Origin of the sequence: Nocardiopsis sinuspersici, from assembly GCF_001998325.1 — a bacterium.
Taxonomy (GTDB): domain Bacteria; phylum Actinomycetota; class Actinomycetes; order Streptosporangiales; family Streptosporangiaceae; genus Nocardiopsis; species Nocardiopsis sinuspersici.
Genome location: NZ_MCOK01000001.1, coordinates 5435764 through 5451199 on the forward strand (window position 1 = coordinate 5435764; position 15436 = coordinate 5451199).

Consider the following 15436-nt stretch of genomic DNA (forward strand, 5'->3'; position numbering starts at 1 on the left):
TCAAGGGGAGAGGGACGTCATGAAGGTCGGCTTCAAGCTGTTCGCCGAGGGGTTCGGTCCCCGGGAGATCGTGGACCAGGCCATCCGCGCCGAACAGGCGGGATTCGACTTCGTGGAGATCAGCGACCACTTCCACCCGTGGCTGTTCAGCCACGGCCACTCCGGCTTCGCGTGGTCGATGCTCGCCGCCATCGCCGAGCGCACCGACCGGGTCGGGCTGGCCACCGGTGTCACCTGTCCGATCCTGCGCGTGCACCCGGCGATCGTCGCGCAGGCCGCGGCCACCACCGCCATCCTGTCCGAGGGCCGGTTCACCCTGGGGCTGGGCGCGGGTGAGCGCCTCAACGAGCACGTGGTCGGCGAGGGGTGGCCCAACGCGACCAGGCGCCACGAGATGCTGCGGGAGGCGATCCAGATCATCCGCCTGCTGTGGTCCGGCGGCTACCACTCCTACGACGGCAGGTACCTGACGCTGGAGGACGCCCAGGTGTTCGACCTGCCCGACGAGTCGCCGCCGATCATCGTGGCCGCCGGCGGGGAGGAGGCCGTCCTGCTCGCCGCCGAGATGGGCGACGGCATGTTCTGCACCGAGCCCAGCAAGACGCTCTCCCGCATCTACGGGGACACCGGGGGCACCGGCCCCCGCTACGCGGAGGTGCCCCTGGCCTGGGCGACCAACGAGGGCGACGCGCTGGACTCGGCGCGCGACATGTTCCGCTTCGCCCTGACCGGGTGGAAGGTGCAGTCCGAGCTGCCCAACCCGGTCAACTTCGAGGCGGCCAGCGCCCTGGTCAACAGGGACGCGATGCGCGACGTGTTCGGGTACGGGCCGGACCCGGACCGGCACCTGGAGGTGGTGCGCGAGTTCGCCTCCGCCGGGTTCGACCACCTGTGCCTGATCAACGCGGGCCCCGATCCGGCGGGGTTCTTCGACTTCTTCGAGAGGGAGCTGTACGAACCGATCCGGAACATGGGGGTGTCCCCGATCTAGGGCATGTATGGCGAATACTCACCCTGCTGCGCGACGCCCCAGCGGCACCCTCACTGCGTTCTCATCAGTCAACAGCCAAACCAGGATGCCTCCTTCTTCGGCCTTGCGAGGCCACCACTGGATACGCCGCTTGCGACGGGCGGCATCCACCACACACGCCCTAGGCACTGTTTTTTGGAAGTGGGAGCGGAGCAGGGTCTGCCCTGGCAGGCTTGGTGAACGTGCCTGGCCGTCATGAACTCACCGATGCCGAGTGGGCCCTGCTCGCCCCGCTCATGCCCGACGATGCGCCCAAGGGCAAGAAATGGGCCGATCACCGCAAGGTCATCAACGCGATCCTGTTCCGCACCCGCACCGGGATCCCCTGGCGGGACCTGCCCGAGCGCTACGGGCCCTGGGAGACCGCCGCCGGGCGGCACCGTCGCTGGTGCATGGACGGCACCTGGCAGAGGATCGCCGACCGGCTCAGGATCGACGCGGCCAGCGGCGAAGAGCTCATCGCGAGCGTGGACTCGACCACGGTTCGAGCCCATCAGCACGCGGCCGGGGCAGCGAAAAAGGGGACACGGCGCGGGACGAACCGGACGGACGCGAAGCACTGGGGCGCTCCCGAGGCGGGCTGACCACCAAGATCCACCTACTCGCCGACTCCCGTCGGCGGCCCCTGGTGCTGGCCACAACCCCGGGCCAGCGCGGGGACAGTCCCATGTTCGAGCCCCTGATGCGATCGCTGAGGCTGCCTCGCAGCGTCGGTCGGCCGCGTACTCGCCCCGACCGGGTCCTGGGCGACAAGGCCTACTCCAGCCGCGCCAACCGGGACCACCTGAGGCGCCGCGGGATCAAAGCGACCATCGCCCAGCCCCGCGACCAGCGTGAGCACCGCCGGTGCAAGGGGTCGGCAGGCGGTAGGCCCCCGGCTTTCGACCAGGTGGCCTACCGCGACCGCAACACGGTGGAGCGGGCGATCAACCTGCTCAAGCAGAACCGGGCGGTCGCGACCCGCTACGACAAGCGGGCCGCGATCTTCGACGGGACCGTGCAGGTCGCCTCGATCCGAATCTGGCTCCGTGACCTGACCCGTTCACAAAACAGTGCCTAGCGCGGTGACCGCGAAGGTGCACCGGCTCGTCCCCCCGAGCCGTGGTCCCGTACCCACAGCGCGCTTCGGCGCTCGTGGGTACAGGACCATCCGGGGGTGGAGCGGCCCCGGTCGCGCCGGCGACGCCACCGGTCGGTCCGCTAGGCCGCCGGGTCGCGGTTGTACAGCTTCCTGGCCCACAGGTAGGAGACCAGGGTGACACCCGCGCACCAGGCGACCGCGGCGACCCCGCTGCCACCGGTCCCGGTGCCCATCAGCAGTCCGCGCAGGGTCTCGATGACGGGCGTGAACGGCTGGTACTCGGCGAACCACCGCAGACCGGTCGGCAGCGTCTCGGTGGGCACGAAGCCGCTGCTGAGGAAGGGCAGGAAGACCAGGGGCATGGGCAGGTTGCTGGCGGACTCGACGGTCTTGGAGACCAGGCCCAGCGCCACCGACAGCCAGACCAGGGCGAAGGAGACCATCAGCACCAGGCCGAGGGCCGCGAGCCACCCTCCCGGACCGGCGGTGGGCCGGAACCCGAGGAGCAGGGCCACCCCGGTGACCAGGGCCACGCACAGCAGTGCCTGGAAGAGGCTTCCGACGACGTGCCCGGTCAGGACCGAGACGCGGGCGATGGCCATGGTCCGGAACCGGGCGACGATGCCCTCGGTCATGTCCGTGGCCACCGAGATGGCCGTTCCCAGGGCCGCGCTGGCCACCGCGATCATCATGATCCCGGGAGTGATGTACTCCAGGTAGTCGGCGCGACTGGTGGCGGCGCCGGCTCCCGTGCCCATGGCACCGCCGAAGACGTACACGAACAGCAGCAGCAGGACGATGGCCTGGCCCGCGAGCATCAGCGTCAGGGACGGGTAGCGCACCATGTGCCGGAACTGGCGGCCCACCATCGTGGCCGAGTCGCCGACGGCGTGGGTGAGGGTGTTCATCGGCCTGCCTTCCGTTCGTTTTCGTCCGTGCCCCGGTGGCCCGTGAGGGCGAGAAAGACGTCGTCGAGGGCCGGGGTGTGCACCGACAGCTCCTCGGGGGTGATCGACGCGGTGTCGAGGCGGTCCAGGAGGGACCGCAGCGAGGCGACCCCGCCGTCGCCGGGAACCCTCAGCGCCAGCGCGTCGTCGTCGGTCTCGCCGCCCAGGGCTCGGGCCGCCGACTCCAGTTCGTCGGCCCGGGTGAAGCGCAGGCGGACGTGGCCTCCGGGGATGCGGCGCTTGAGCTCCGCGGCCGTGCCCTCGGCCACCAGCGTGCCGTGGTCCAGGACCGCGATCCCGTCGGCGAGCTGGTCGGCCTCCTCCAGGTACTGCGTGGTGAGGAAGACGGTGACCCCGTCGGCCACGAGGCCCCGGATGATCTCCCACATGCCGCGGCGGCTGCGCGGGTCCAGGCCGGTGGTGGGTTCGTCGAGGAAGATCAGCCGCGGCTCGCCCACCAGGGTCATCGCCAGGTCGAGGCGGCGCCGCATTCCCCCGGAGTAGGTGGAGGCCGGCTTCCCCGCCGCGTCGACCAGGTCGAACCGCTCCAGCAGTTCGGCGGTGCGCCGCCGGGCGCGGGCCCGGTCCAGGCGGTGCAGCCTCGCCATGAGCATCAGGTTCTCGTGCCCGGTGAGCAGGCCGTCCACCGCCGAGTACTGCCCGGTGACGCCGATCGCGGCGCGCACCGCGTCGGGCTCCGTCGCCACGTCGTGCCCCAGGACCCGGGCCCGGCCGCCGTCGGCGCCGATCAGTGTGGACAGGATCTTCACGATGGTGGTCTTGCCGGCCCCGTTGGGTCCCAGCAGTGAGAAGACGGTTCCCGCGGGGATCTCCAGGTCGACGCCGTCCAACACCACGTGGTCGCCGTAGGACTTGCGCAACCCGGTGGCCGTGATGGCCGTGCGGGGGGTGTGCTGTGCCATGTCTGCCTCGTTTCTCTCTGGTCAGGACCGGCGGACCACGACGTCGCCGTAGACGCTGCGGGCGCGGACCTCGACGGTCTCCTCGACGGGGCCGGGGCCCTCCGCGGCCTCCAGCGAGCTGCGCACGACGCCCTTCTTGGACACCGCGTCCAGCCAGGCGGCGGTGCCCTCGCGGACACCGATCTCCAGTTCGCCGTAGGAGGTCTCCACGTCGACGCTGCCGCGGACCACCTGGCCGAGCCGGATACTGCCGTGGGTGGTACGCGCGGTGACGGAGGCCCGGGTCCGGTCGGCGGTGATGTCGCCGTGCGCGGAGTTCGCCCGCAGCTCCCCGGTCACCGTGCCGAGGGTGAGGGCCCCGCCGGTGGACTTGACGACGGCGGAGCCGTCGATCTCCCCCGCCCGGATCCAGCCGTGCCCCGTGGTGAGCTCGGCGTTGCCGGTGACGCGGTCGACGGCGATGTTGCCGTTGGAGAAGTCGATCCGGGACGCGCCCAGGCGCCCCTCACAGCGGATGCCGCCGAAGCCGCCCGTGGCGTGGACGCGCGAGCCCGCGGGCAGCTCGACGGTGATGTCGACCATGCCCTTGCGCCCGATCATCCGGCCCAGACCCGAGAGCTGGGGCTCCCGCACTTCGAGGCGGCCGCCCGCGTAGGCGACCTCGACCTGTTCCGCGGCCCGCACGTCGGCGTCCTTGTCGGGGTCGCGCGGGTGGACCTCGACGGTGGTCTCGGCACCGTCTCCGGCGTTGACCTGGACGGCGCCGGCCACCAGGGTGATGTCGGCGGTGATCGGTTCGGGGGTGTCGAAAACTGGCATGGCTGTCTCCCAGGCGTGGCGTTGGTGGTCGTCTCCGCTGGTGGGAGACGTGGTGGTGGAGGTTGGGCGGTCGGGTCCGGTCAGCGGACCCAGCCGGTGTAGCCGCGGCCGATCTGGCGCGCCCGGGTGTCCGGACGGCGCCTGCCGCCGTCGAGCGACGAGGCCACCGCGCGCACCAGCCAGGCGTTGACCGACAGTCCCTCGCCGCGGGCCGCCTCCTCGACGAGCGGCTTGAGGCGGTCGGGCATGCGGAGGGTGATCCGCGACGTGCCCCCGTCCTCGGCCTCGGCCCGGAGCTGACTCGCGAGGACTCCCTCTCCGGCGTCACCCTGGTGCGTGTGTGACGTCGCGAAGCTGTCGTCTCCGGCGTCGTCGAACTCGGGTGACGTCACGATGAAGTCAGTCTGCCGTCCGCGCAGCCGCACCTCGACCGATCCGGGTGCGAGGTCCCTCGTGATCTCGTCCGCGGCGGCGGACAGGGCGTCCAACAGGGTCAGGCGCGCGGCGGGTTCCAGTGCGGTGCTCAGGCGCTCGGCGATGACCCGGGTGTCCTCGTCCCCGGCTTCGGCGGCCACCAGGAGCTGGCGGCGGAGTTCGTCGACATACGGCATCAGATCCATGACGTCATAATGACGCCATAGATGCCGTCATGTCAAGTGCCCACCGTCCAGATCCGACGTCACTCCTCGCCCGCGGGGCCGTTCGTCGCGCTTGGCGTGTCGGGGCACGGCCCCCTCCCGCGGGACGAGAAGCGCGGCTCGGCCCGGTCGTGCTCCATGAGCGTCGCCGCCACGGCGAGGGGCGGACCGGGGGCCGCGAGCGCGGGTGGTCCGGGGAAGCGGCCCGGGGCGTGTGCGGTGAGTGCCGCCGGGGCGTCGCGCGGCAGGGCGGGTACCCGCCGTACACGGTCCGGGGCCTGTCCGGTGGACTCGGTCCTGTGCCGCCGGGGGCGGCGGGGCGTCGACGGGGTTCTGGAGGTTCCGCGGATACTACGAGCGGGCGCGCCGCGGGGGCCGAGGGTTCCCGTGCCCGCGGAGTCCGGGCACGGGGCGAAGCGCGGCGCAGCTCCAAGGAAACGAAGCGCGACGCAGCTCCAAGGAAGCACGCCCTAGACGCGCAGGTCGTGCCACCAGTGGAGGAGGCGCCCCAGCAGGTCGTCCTCGGGAGCGTCGGCCTCCTCGGCCTCCGGGGCGCCTCCGGGCTCGGCGGACTCCCGGCGGGGCGGGGCGACGGGCTCGCCCGGTGTGAAGGTGACCGGCAGCTCGCGGAGTCCGCGTGTGAACGGCGACGGCACCCAGCGCAGTTCCTCGGGCGCCACGGCCAGCCGCATCCCGGCCAGCCGTTCCTGGAGCGCGGTGACGGCGATCACGGCGATCATCCTGGACAGTTCGCGGGCGGGGCAGGCGTGCGGTCCGGCGCCGAACATCAGGTGGGCCCGGCGGCCGCTGGACACCCCGGTGCCGCCGTCGCGGTCGCACCGCACGGCCGGATCGAGGTGGGCGGCGGCGAAGCCGATGAGCAGGGCGTCGCCCGCCCGGATCTCGGCGTTGCCGATGCGTGTGTCCTGGAGGGCGATCCTGGCGGGCAGGATCTGACAGGGCGCGTCGGTCCACATCACGTGGTCGAGGAGCTCATGGGTCGGCAGGAGGGCGTCGGTGTGCGCCGTGCGGATCCTGGCATCGGTGAGCAGGGTGCGCATCGTGTTTCCGATGAGGTGCGTGGTGGCCTGGTGGCTGGCGTTGTTGATGAGCGCGGCCTGGTGGGCGACCTCGTCGTCGCTCAACCCGGCCGGGTGCTCCAGCATCCACGACACGAGGTCCGGCCCCGGGCGCTCGCGCTTGCGGACGACCAGTTCGGAGAAGTACTGGTGGATGCGGGCGACGGCCTCCTCGCCACGTCTGGAGTCCTCTCCCAGGACGATGGCCGTGAGGTCGCCGAGCATGTACCCGTAGCCGTCGGGGAGCCCGTACAGGCTGTTGACCACCAGCACGGGCAGCGGGTCGGCGTACTCGGAGACGAGGTCGGCGCTGCCGTCGGCGACGAAGGCGTCGACCAGTTCGTCGGCGATCCGGCGGACCGTGCGCGCGGTGGCGCTCATGTCCACCCTGGCCAGGCTGTCCACGATGGGCGAGCGCAGCCGTGCGTGCTCGGCTCCGTCGGCGTACAGGGCGTTGGGGCGCCAGGACAGGGTGGGCCGGGCGGTGGCGGGGTCGACGCGGCCCGCGGCCACCTCGCTCCAGCGCCGGGTGTCGCGGGAGAAGAGGTGCTGGTTCTGTAGGACGGCGAGGTTCTCGTGGTAGCCCAGCAGCAGCCAGGCCCGCACGCCGCTCTCCAACTCCACCGGGGCGACGGGGCCGTGGTGCTCGCGCAGCGCGTTCCAGAGGTCGTCGCGGCCGGCGCCGGGGGTGGTGCCGTAGAGCCGGGTGACCTCGACGGGGTGGGCGTTCGTCATCGGGTGCGCGGTACCCGGGGAGCGGGAGCCGCTTCCCTCCCTTCGGGAAGATGTCGTGCTGGTGCGGCGGGAGGCGGGGAAGCGGGGCCGTTCCCGAAAGCGGTGCGGAACGGTTCGTCGGTGGCCCGTCGGGTGACGGTTCCCTGGTCGTGGCATTCTAGAAGTGCGGAAGTTCCTTTTCAACACGCCTGGGGAAATGCACGATTCCGGGATTCCGATACCTGGATAAACAGTCCATAAAACGCAAAAAGATATTCAGGCACGCGAAACGCCGTATGCGCAGGGCGTCCGTGCTCCACGGGGACCACTCCGCGGCCCGAGTCTGTCACAGGGGTGCGACAGTTCCAGAGGCCCGTGAAGGGCTCGTAAGGCCGTTCGGAAAAGGCCGCCCGAGCGCCCTCCGGAGCCCCCGTTTCTGTCACCACCGGTCCGTAGTGTTCTCTGTGTGAGCGATCGATGGAGTACCGACGACGTATGGGCTCTGGCTCCGGACGCCTCCTCCCGGAAGGCCGCCCTCAAGGTGGCCAAGGAGGGGTCCTGGCCCGAGCGCGGAGCTGTCACCGCCCCCTCGGGCGGCACCTCCGCCGTGTGGGGTGAGTGCAAGGGCAGCGGATCCAAGCCCTACCTGGCCGCCGTCCACCTGGACGGAGCCGAAGGCACCGCCTACAAGTGCAGCTGCCCCAGCCGCAAGATCCCGTGCAAGCACGCCCTGGCCCTGCTCGCCCTGTGGTCCCAGGAGCAGGTGGCGCCTCGCGAGGACAGGCCGGAATGGGTCGCCAAGTGGCTCTCCGGCCGGGCCGCCCGCCGGACGCGCGCGGAGAGCGGTGCCTCCGCGGCCCCCGCCGACCCGGAGAGGGCGGCCGCCACCCTCAGGGAGAGGGAGGAGTCGGTCGGGGCCGGGATGGACGAGCTCCGGCTCTGGCTGCGCGACCAGGTCGACGCGGGACTGGCCGAGGTCCCCAAGTACGGCTACGGCCACTGGGACCGCATGGCCAAGCGCCTGGTCGACGCCAAGGCGGGCGGCGCGTCCGCCCTCGTCTCCCAACTGCCCGGAGCGGCCCGCGGGAACGGCTGGCCCGAGCGCCTGCTCGAAAGGCTCGGCCTCCTCCACCTGCTGGCCAGTGCCTACCGAGCCGGTGACGCCCTCGACGAGCGGACCCGCGGCGTCGTACGCGCCCGCGTCGGTATCACCACCAGGGCCGAGGACGTCCTCGCGACCGGTGAGCGCGTCCACGACACCTGGCGGGTCCTGGGCTGGCGCGACACCACCGCCCCCGAGGCCGACATGCGGGCCCGCCGCCTGTGGCTGCGCGGCGCCCGGACCGGGCGCACCGCCCTGTCACTGACCTTCGCCCGCTCCGGACAGACCCCCCTCACCCCCTTCCGCGCCGGTACCGAGGTGACCGCCGAGTTCGCGTTCTACCCCGACGGGCACCGCGTCGTCCCCGTCCGCGACGGCGACACCGCCCCCGCGGCCCCGCCCGAGGGCGGCACGGTCACCGAGGCGCTCGACGCCTTCGCCGCGGCCGTCGCCGAGGACCCCTGGTGCGACACCTGGCCGGTCGTGCTCGACCGCGCCGCGCCCGCCCGCGAGGGCCGGTGGTACCTCACCGACCCCGACGGCACCGCACTGCCCCTGGCCCCCGCCCCACCCTGGCGGCTCCTCGCGGTCACCGGCGGCCACCCCGCCACCGTCGCCGCCGAGTGGTCCCCCGCGGAGGGCCTCACCCCCATCGCCGTATGGGACCGGAACGGAAAGGCGGTCTCCCTGTGACCGGTACCCGCGCCCCAGCATCCCCCGATCCCCTGGCCCCCGCCGACTCCTGGGGCCGCCTGGTCTCCGCCGCCCTGGTCGGCACCTCCCGGCGCTCCGTCCCCGACACCCCCGACCTTCCCGATCTGCCCGGCGCCTCCGCGGACGAGGGCGCCGACGCCCTCCTGTGCCGGGCGGCGCTGGCCGCCGTCCGACGCGTGGCCGGATACACCCCCGCCACGGGGATCACGCCCCTCACCCCCGACACCGAGGACGAGCGCCCCGAGGCCGGCCGGGCCGCCACAGACTGCCTGGAGCGCATCGTCGAGGGGCGGGAGGACCTCCTCCCGGAGTGGCTGGAGCTGGTGGCCGCCGGCGGGCGGCGCGCCGCGCACTCCAGCCTTCCCGCCCTCCTCGGCCAGGGCGTGCGCCACAGCCGGCTGCGCCCCGCGATCTCCGCCGCCATCGGTACGCGCGGCCAGTGGATGGCCCGGTTCGAGCCCTCCTGGTCCTACGTCCTGGCCGAGCCGCTGCCCACCGACCGGTTCGGCGAGCGGGACTGGGAACACGGCACCCCCGGCGAGCGGCGCCGCGCCCTCGTCGCCCTGCGCGCCGCCGACCCCGGCCGGGGCCGCGACCTCCTCACCGCCGCCTGGCCGGGCCTGGCCAGGGCCGAACTGCGCCGCGGCCTCCTGGAGGCGCTCGCCACCGGACTCGGACCAGGCGACGAGGACCTCCTCGGCGGTGCGCTGGACGACCGGAGCGCCAACGTGCGCGGAACCGCGCTGTCCCTGCTCACCCGGATGCCCGGGAGCGCCCACGCGGAGCGGCTGCGCGGCTACGTCCGCGAGCACGCGTCACAGCGGGGGGACGGCTCCCTGCGGGTGGACTCCGTCCACACGCGCGACGCCGCCGTCCACCGCGACCTCGCCCTGGCCGCGCCCACCGGACCCGAGGAGACCAAGCACCAACGGCACGAGCGGGTGTGGGCACTGGTCACCCACGCGCCCCTGGACGTGTGGCCCGGACTGCTCGGCACCGACCCCTCCGGAGTCCTCGCGGCGGCGGGCGGAGAGGCGGCCAGATCCGACGGACTGTTCGACGCCTTCGTCAACGCCGTCACGGTCCAGCGGGACACGGAGTGGGCCAGGGCGGTCCTCGGGACGCTCGGCCTCCGGGCCGCCCGCGACCGGGGCTCCTTCCAACTGGACAAACTGCTGGACCTGCTGCCCGTCCAGGAGCGCTGCGCGCACGTGTGCGGTGTGCTCGACGGCGCCGAGGCCTCCCTCGTCCGCTGGGCCCAGCTGCTGCGCGCCACACGCGGCCCCTGGACCCGGGAGCTGAGCGCCCGGGTGGTCGGGCTGCTGCACACCGCGCGGCCCAAGCACGACCCCCACGGCTACCAGGAGGTCTGCGGGGCCGCGGCCGAGCACATGCCCCCCGAACACCTCGCCGACCTGCACGAACAGCCACCGATCGACGGTTCCTCCGCCGACACCTACCTCCGGCTCCGGGACACCCTCCGGTTCCGGCTCGACATGCACAGGGAGTTCTAGTTGACCACCTCCGCCCCCTCCGTCCAGACCGACGCCGCGCAGGCCCTGCGCCCGCACGCGGAGCAGACCTACGCCGCCGAGCTCGAGGCGCTCGCCAAGACCGACGACCGGCAGCGCCCCCCGGGCTGGAGGCTCTCCCCGTGGGCGGTCACCCGGTACCTGCTGGGCACCACCCTGCCCGACGGCACCGAGATCACCCCCAAGTACATCGGCGCGCGCCGCGTGGTCGAGGTCGCCGTGGCGACCCTGGCCACCGACCGGGCGCTGCTGCTCATCGGCGTCCCCGGCACCGCCAAGACCTGGCTGTCCGAGCACCTGGCCGCCGCGGTCTCCGGTGACTCCACCCTGCTCGTCCAGGGCACCGCCGGAACCTCCGAGGAGGCCGTCCGCTACGGCTGGAACTACGCGCGGCTGCTCGCCGAGGGCCCCTCCGAGGCGGCCATGGTGCCCAGCCCGGTCATGACCGCCATGGCGCGCGGCTCCATCGGCCGCATCGAGGAACTCACCCGCATGCCCTCCGACGTACAGGACGGGCTCATCACCGTGCTGTCGGAGAAGGCCCTGCCCGTGGCCGAGCTGGGCATCGAGGTGCAGGCCCGGCGCGGGTTCAACATCATCGCCACCGCCAACGACCGCGACCGGGGCGTCAACGACCTCTCCAGCGCGCTGCGCCGCCGGTTCAACACCGTGGTGCTGCCCGTGCCCGACAGCGCCGAGGACGAGGTCCGCATCGTCACCCAGAGGGTGGAGCAGCTCGGCCGCTCCCTGGAGCTGCCCGAGGTGCCGACCAGCCTCACCGAGATCCAGCGGGTGGTCACCGTCTTCCGCGAGCTGCGCTCGGGGGTGACCGAGGACAACGGCACCAAGGTCAAGTCGCCCAGCGGCACGCTGAGCACCGCCGAGGCGATCTCGGTGATCACCAGCGGCATCGCGCTGGCCGCGCACTTCGGCGACGGGCGGCTGCGTCCGGCCGACGTGGCCGCCGGCATCCAGGGCGCCGTCGTCCAGGACCGGGTGTCCGACGGCGTGGTGTGGCGCGAGTACCTGGAGACCGTCGCGCGCGGGCGCGACGGCTGGGGCGACTTCTACCGCGCCTGCCGCGAGGTGGGCGCCTGATGGGTCGACCCCGACTGGACACGAGCGGGCTGCACGTCCTGGGCGTGCGGCACCACGGCCCGGGTTCGGCCCGGGCCGTCCGGGCGGCCCTGGAGGAGATCAAGCCCGACGCCGTGCTGATCGAGGGGCCGCCGGAGGCGGACGCCCTCACCTCCCTGGTGGGCGAACTGGAGCCGCCGGTGGCACTGCTGGCCTACCTCGCCGACACGCCCAGGAGCGACGAGGCGGGGGAGGGGAGCGGAGCGCGGACGGACGCGGGCTGGGCGTTCTGGCCCTTCGCCAGCTTCTCCCCGGAGTGGGAGGCGCTGCGCTACGCGGTGGCCGGCGACGTGCCGGTGCGCTTTTGCGACCTCCCCGCCGCGCACACCCTCGCCGAGCGGATCGCCGAGGCGGAGGAGCGGAGCCGGGCCGGGGAGGAGAACGCGCGAGCCGAGCAGGAGGACGGCCGACGCGGGACCGGGGAGCGGACCGGGGCCGGACAGGAGGACGCCGGGGCCGGCTCCGTCGATGGGGCCGCCGCGTCCGGCGGACCGGACGCGAAGGAGACCGAGAACGGCGAGGTGGGCGAACCGGAGCGGGTCCGGCTGGACCCCCTCGGAGTGCTCGCCGAGGCCGCGGGCTACGACGACGCCGAACGCTGGTGGGACGACGTCATCGAGCAGCGCCGCGACGGGGAGCCCTCCCCCTTCCCCGCGATCGCCGACGCCATGGCCGCCGTCCGCGCCGAGTCCGGTCCCGAGCGGGGAAGGGACGCGCGCAGGGAGGCGTACATGCGCCAGACCCTGCGCGCCACCCTCAAGGAGGGACACCAGCGGGTCGCCGTGGTCTGCGGCGCCTGGCACGCCCCCGCCCTGCGCGACCTGGCCGACTACTCCGTCAAGGACGACGCCTCGCTGCTCAGGGGCATGCCCAAGGTGAAGGTCACCGCCACCTGGGTTCCGTGGACCCACGGGCGCCTGGCGGCCGCCAGCGGCTACGGCGCCGGTGTCGCCGCGCCCGGCTGGTACCACCACCTGTTCACCGCGCCCGACCTGCCGGTGCACCGGTGGCTGACCGACGCCGCCCGCATGCTCCGCGGCGAGGGGCTGTCGGTGTCCTCCTCGCACGTCATCGAGGGTGTGCGGCTGGCCGAGAGCCTCGCGGTGCTGCGCGGGCGCCCGCTCGCCGGACTCGACGAGGTGTCCGAGGCGCTCACCGCCGTCCTGTGCGAGGGCGAGCCCACGCGGGCCGCCCTCGTCCACCGGAGGATGGCCCTCGGCGAGCGGATGGGCTCGGTGCCCCCGTCCACGCCCATGGTCCCGCTCCAGCGCGACCTCATCGCGATCCGCAAGCGCCTGCGGCTCAAGGCCGAACCCTTCGACCGCGACGTCGACCTGGACCTGCGCAAGGACGGCCAGCGCGAACGCAGCGTGCTGCTGCACCGGCTGCGGCTGCTCGGCGTCGAGTGGGGCGTTCCCCGCTCGCCCGAGGGCGGGCAGAAGGGCACCTTCCGGGAGTCGTGGCGGCTGCGCTGGGACCCGGACATGGACGTGGCGCTGATCGAGGCCAGCCGGTGGGGCACCACCGTGGCCTTGGCGGCCACGGCCAGGGCGGCCGACCTCGCCGAGGGCGCGTCCCTGCCCGCGCTGACCTCCCTCACCGAGCGGTGCCTGTTCGCGGACCTGGGCGGGGCCCTGCCCAGGGTGCTGTCCCTGCTCACCGACCGGGCGGCCACCGACAGCGACGTCACCCACCTGATGGAGGCGCTGCCCCCGCTGGCCCGTTCGGCCCGGTACGGGGACGTGCGCGGTACCGACGGCGCGCACCTGCGCACGGTCGCCGAGCAGATCCTGCGCCGCGTGTGCGTCGGACTCGTCCCGGCGGTGCACGGCCTGGACGACGACGCGGCGGCGAGGTTCGTCAAGCTCATCGACGCCACGCACACCGCCGCCACCCTCCTCGGCGGCGAGGGCGCGCGGGCCTGGACCGCGGCCCTGGTCACCCTGGCCGGGCGGGACACCCTGCCGGGACGGATCGCCGGACGGGTCAACCGGATGCTGTCCGACGCCGGGCTGCTGGAGGCCGGCGAACTGCGCCGCCGCCTCGGCCTGGCGATGTCCCCGGGCGCCGAGCCCTCCTCGGCCGCCGCGTGGCTGGAGGGGTTCCTCCAGGGCAGCGGGCTGATCCTGGTGCACGACGACCACCTGCTCGGGCTGATCGACACCTGGCTGCTCGCCCTGCCCGAGGAGCGGTTCACCGCCGTGCTCCCGCTGCTGCGGCGCACCTTCGGGGCCTTCGACGGCCCCGAGCGCCAGGAGATCGGCGCGGCCGCCCTGCGGCTCGGGTCGGAGCCCGCCGCCGACGGCGGCGTCCAGGTCCGCGTGGACGTGGACACCGAGCGCGCGGCCCCGGCCCTGGCCACCGCGCTGGCCATCCTCACCGACGGAAGGAGCCGCGGATGAACGCCGTGGACGAACGGGAGCGCCGCTGGCGGCTGGTGCTGGGCCGGGAGGCGCAGTGCCCCTCCGGGCTCAGCACCGCAGACCAGGGGATGGACGCGGCGCTGGAGGCGCTGTACAACCGGGGCGACGGCTCCGGGAACGGGTCCTCCAGCGGCGAGCGCAGCGCCGGACTCGGCGGTTCGGCGCCCCGGGTGGCGCGCTGGCTGGGCGATATCCGGGAGTACTTCCCGTCCTCCGTGGTGCAGGTGATGCAGAAGGACGCCATGGACCGCCTGGGCCTGCACCAGCTCCTCCTGGAGCCGGAGATGATGGAGGCCGTCGAGCCGGACGTGCACCTCGTCGGCACCCTCCTCTCCCTCAACCGGGTGATGCCCGACCAGGCCCGCGAGTCCGCCCGCGCGGTGGTGCGCCGCGTGGTCGACGACCTGGAGCGCCGGGTGGCGCAGAAGACGCGGTCCCTGGTGCAGGGGGCGATCGACCGCTCGGCCCGCACGCACCGGCCGCGCCGGGCGGCCGACATCGACTGGAACGCGACCATCCGCCGCAACCTGGCCCACTACCTGCCCGAGCACAACACGATCGTGCCGCAGACCCTGGTGGGATACGGGCGCCGCAGCCGCGGGGTGCAGAAGGACGTGGTGCTGGCGATCGACCAGAGCGGTTCCATGGCCTCCTCCGTGGTCTACGCGAGCGTGTTCGGCGCGGTCCTGGCCTCCATGAAGACCCTGCGCACGTCCCTGGTCGTGTTCGACACCGCCGTGGTGGACCTGACCGAGCAGCTCACCGACCCGGTCGAGGTGCTGTTCGGGACCCAGTTGGGCGGCGGTACGCACATCAACAAGGCCATCGCCTACTGCCAGGGGCTGATCAGCAAGCCGAACGACTCGGTGTTCGTGCTGATCAGCGACCTGTACGAGGGCGGTGTCCGAGAGGAGATGCTCAGGAGGGTGGCCGCGATGAAGGCGGCCGGGGTCCAGGTGGTGGTACTGCTGGCCCTCTCGGACGAGGGCGCGCCGTTCTACGACCGCCGGAACGCGTCCGCGCTCGCCGAGATGGGGGTGCCCGCGTTCGCCTGTACCCCCGACGCGTTCCCCGAGCTGATGGCGGCGGCCATCCAGGGGCAACCCCTCACGTCCTGGGTAGAGAAGCACCAGGACGCCTGATCCGGGCGGGCGGGGCCGTGGCGGTCCCCGCCCGCCCTCCGGCTTCCCCACGGGTGGCGACCGGTCCTCGTGCGTTTCATGCGCCTCGTGCGCCTCTCACAGGCCCGGATCGGTCCCACAAGCCCCGGGTGGGAGGCAGAAGGGCCGGGGCGGGA

Annotated in this window: 12 protein-coding genes; 7 read left to right on the top strand and 5 right to left on the bottom strand. The window is 73.3% G+C overall.

Going from position 1 to position 15436, the window contains the following annotated elements; all coding sequences use genetic code 11:
• The first annotated feature begins 19 nt into the window (after window positions 1-19).
• Both NOSIN_RS23435 and NOSIN_RS23440 read left to right on the top strand, forming a co-directional pair.
• Window positions 20-991, top strand: coding sequence for a TIGR03557 family F420-dependent LLM class oxidoreductase (locus NOSIN_RS23435; protein ID WP_077692810.1), 972 nt, complete (start codon window positions 20-22; stop codon window positions 989-991).
• Window positions 992-1266: 275 nt separating this feature from the next.
• Window positions 1267-2090, top strand: a protein-coding gene (locus NOSIN_RS23440; RefSeq protein ID WP_375539650.1) for an IS5 family transposase whose coding sequence is annotated in 2 segments (ribosomal slippage) — window positions 1267-1581 and window positions 1584-2090 — 822 coding nt in all. Because the reading frame shifts where the segments join, the coding sequence is not laid out codon by codon here.
• Between the two features lie 140 nt (window positions 2091-2230).
• Here the strand turns inward: NOSIN_RS23440 and NOSIN_RS23445 are convergent.
• From NOSIN_RS23445 to NOSIN_RS23465, 5 genes are all read right to left on the bottom strand, one after another.
• Complete coding sequence (locus NOSIN_RS23445) at window positions 2231-3019, bottom strand: ABC transporter permease (protein WP_077692811.1); 789 nt, start codon at window positions 3017-3019, stop codon at window positions 2231-2233.
• Window positions 3016-3981: an ATP-binding cassette domain-containing protein gene (locus NOSIN_RS23450; RefSeq protein ID WP_077692812.1), complete on the bottom strand. Its 966-nt coding sequence runs from the start codon at window positions 3979-3981 to the stop codon at window positions 3016-3018. The genes NOSIN_RS23445 and NOSIN_RS23450 overlap by 4 nt, the downstream gene beginning before the upstream one ends.
• Window positions 3982-4002: 21 nt before the next feature.
• Window positions 4003-4800: a DUF4097 family beta strand repeat-containing protein gene (locus tag NOSIN_RS23455; protein WP_077692813.1), complete on the bottom strand. Its 798-nt coding sequence runs from the start codon at window positions 4798-4800 to the stop codon at window positions 4003-4005.
• Window positions 4801-4880: 80 nt separating this feature from the next.
• A complete protein-coding gene (locus NOSIN_RS23460) occupies window positions 4881-5420 on the bottom strand; it encodes a histidine kinase (protein WP_309232701.1) in 540 nt (179 codons plus the stop codon).
• A gap of 488 nt (window positions 5421-5908) precedes the next feature.
• Entirely contained in the window at window positions 5909-7252 is a 1344-nt protein-coding gene (locus NOSIN_RS23465; RefSeq protein ID WP_077692814.1) for a cytochrome P450 family protein, read from the bottom strand.
• A 520-nt stretch (window positions 7253-7772) separates the two neighbouring features.
• On the opposite strand from NOSIN_RS23465, the gene NOSIN_RS23470 reads away from it, so the two are divergent.
• From NOSIN_RS23470 to NOSIN_RS23490, 5 genes are read left to right on the top strand one after another with little or no spacing between them, the layout of a single operon-like run.
• A complete protein-coding gene (locus NOSIN_RS23470) occupies window positions 7773-9026 on the top strand; it encodes an SWIM zinc finger family protein (RefSeq protein WP_077692815.1) in 1254 nt (417 codons plus the stop codon).
• The gene (locus NOSIN_RS23475) at window positions 9023-10561 is read left to right on the top strand and encodes a DUF5691 domain-containing protein (protein ID WP_236743428.1); all 1539 of its coding nucleotides are present in this window, start codon (window positions 9023-9025) and stop codon (window positions 10559-10561) included. The genes NOSIN_RS23470 and NOSIN_RS23475 overlap by 4 nt, the downstream gene beginning before the upstream one ends.
• Window positions 10562-11677: an ATP-binding protein gene (locus tag NOSIN_RS23480; protein WP_077692817.1), complete on the top strand. Its 1116-nt coding sequence runs from the start codon at window positions 10562-10564 to the stop codon at window positions 11675-11677.
• The gene (locus NOSIN_RS23485; RefSeq protein ID WP_077692818.1) at window positions 11677-14118 is read left to right on the top strand and encodes a DUF5682 family protein; all 2442 of its coding nucleotides are present in this window, start codon (window positions 11677-11679) and stop codon (window positions 14116-14118) included. Before NOSIN_RS23480 ends, NOSIN_RS23485 begins: the two co-directional genes overlap by 1 nt.
• On the top strand, window positions 14115-15281 hold the full coding sequence (locus NOSIN_RS23490; RefSeq protein WP_077692819.1) for a VWA domain-containing protein: 1167 nt from the start codon (window positions 14115-14117) through the stop codon (window positions 15279-15281). Before NOSIN_RS23485 ends, NOSIN_RS23490 begins: the two co-directional genes overlap by 4 nt.
• Window positions 15282-15436 lie beyond the last annotated feature (155 nt).

Coding starts and splice junctions, on each gene's coding strand:
- NOSIN_RS23435 (WP_077692810.1), top strand. CDS start 20: ATGAAGGTCGGCTTCAAGCTGTTCGCCGAGGGGTTCGGTCCCCGGGAG.
- NOSIN_RS23445 (WP_077692811.1), bottom strand. CDS start 3,019: ATGAACACCCTCACCCACGCCGTCGGCGACTCGGCCACGATGGTGGGC.
- NOSIN_RS23450 (WP_077692812.1), bottom strand. CDS start 3,981: ATGGCACAGCACACCCCCCGCACGGCCATCACGGCCACCGGGTTGCGC.
- NOSIN_RS23455 (WP_077692813.1), bottom strand. CDS start 4,800: ATGCCAGTTTTCGACACCCCCGAACCGATCACCGCCGACATCACCCTG.
- NOSIN_RS23460 (WP_309232701.1), bottom strand. CDS start 5,420: ATGGATCTGATGCCGTATGTCGACGAACTCCGCCGCCAGCTCCTGGTG.
- NOSIN_RS23465 (WP_077692814.1), bottom strand. CDS start 7,252: ATGACGAACGCCCACCCCGTCGAGGTCACCCGGCTCTACGGCACCACC.
- NOSIN_RS23485 (WP_077692818.1), top strand. CDS start 11,677: ATGGGTCGACCCCGACTGGACACGAGCGGGCTGCACGTCCTGGGCGTG.
- NOSIN_RS23490 (WP_077692819.1), top strand. CDS start 14,115: ATGAACGCCGTGGACGAACGGGAGCGCCGCTGGCGGCTGGTGCTGGGC.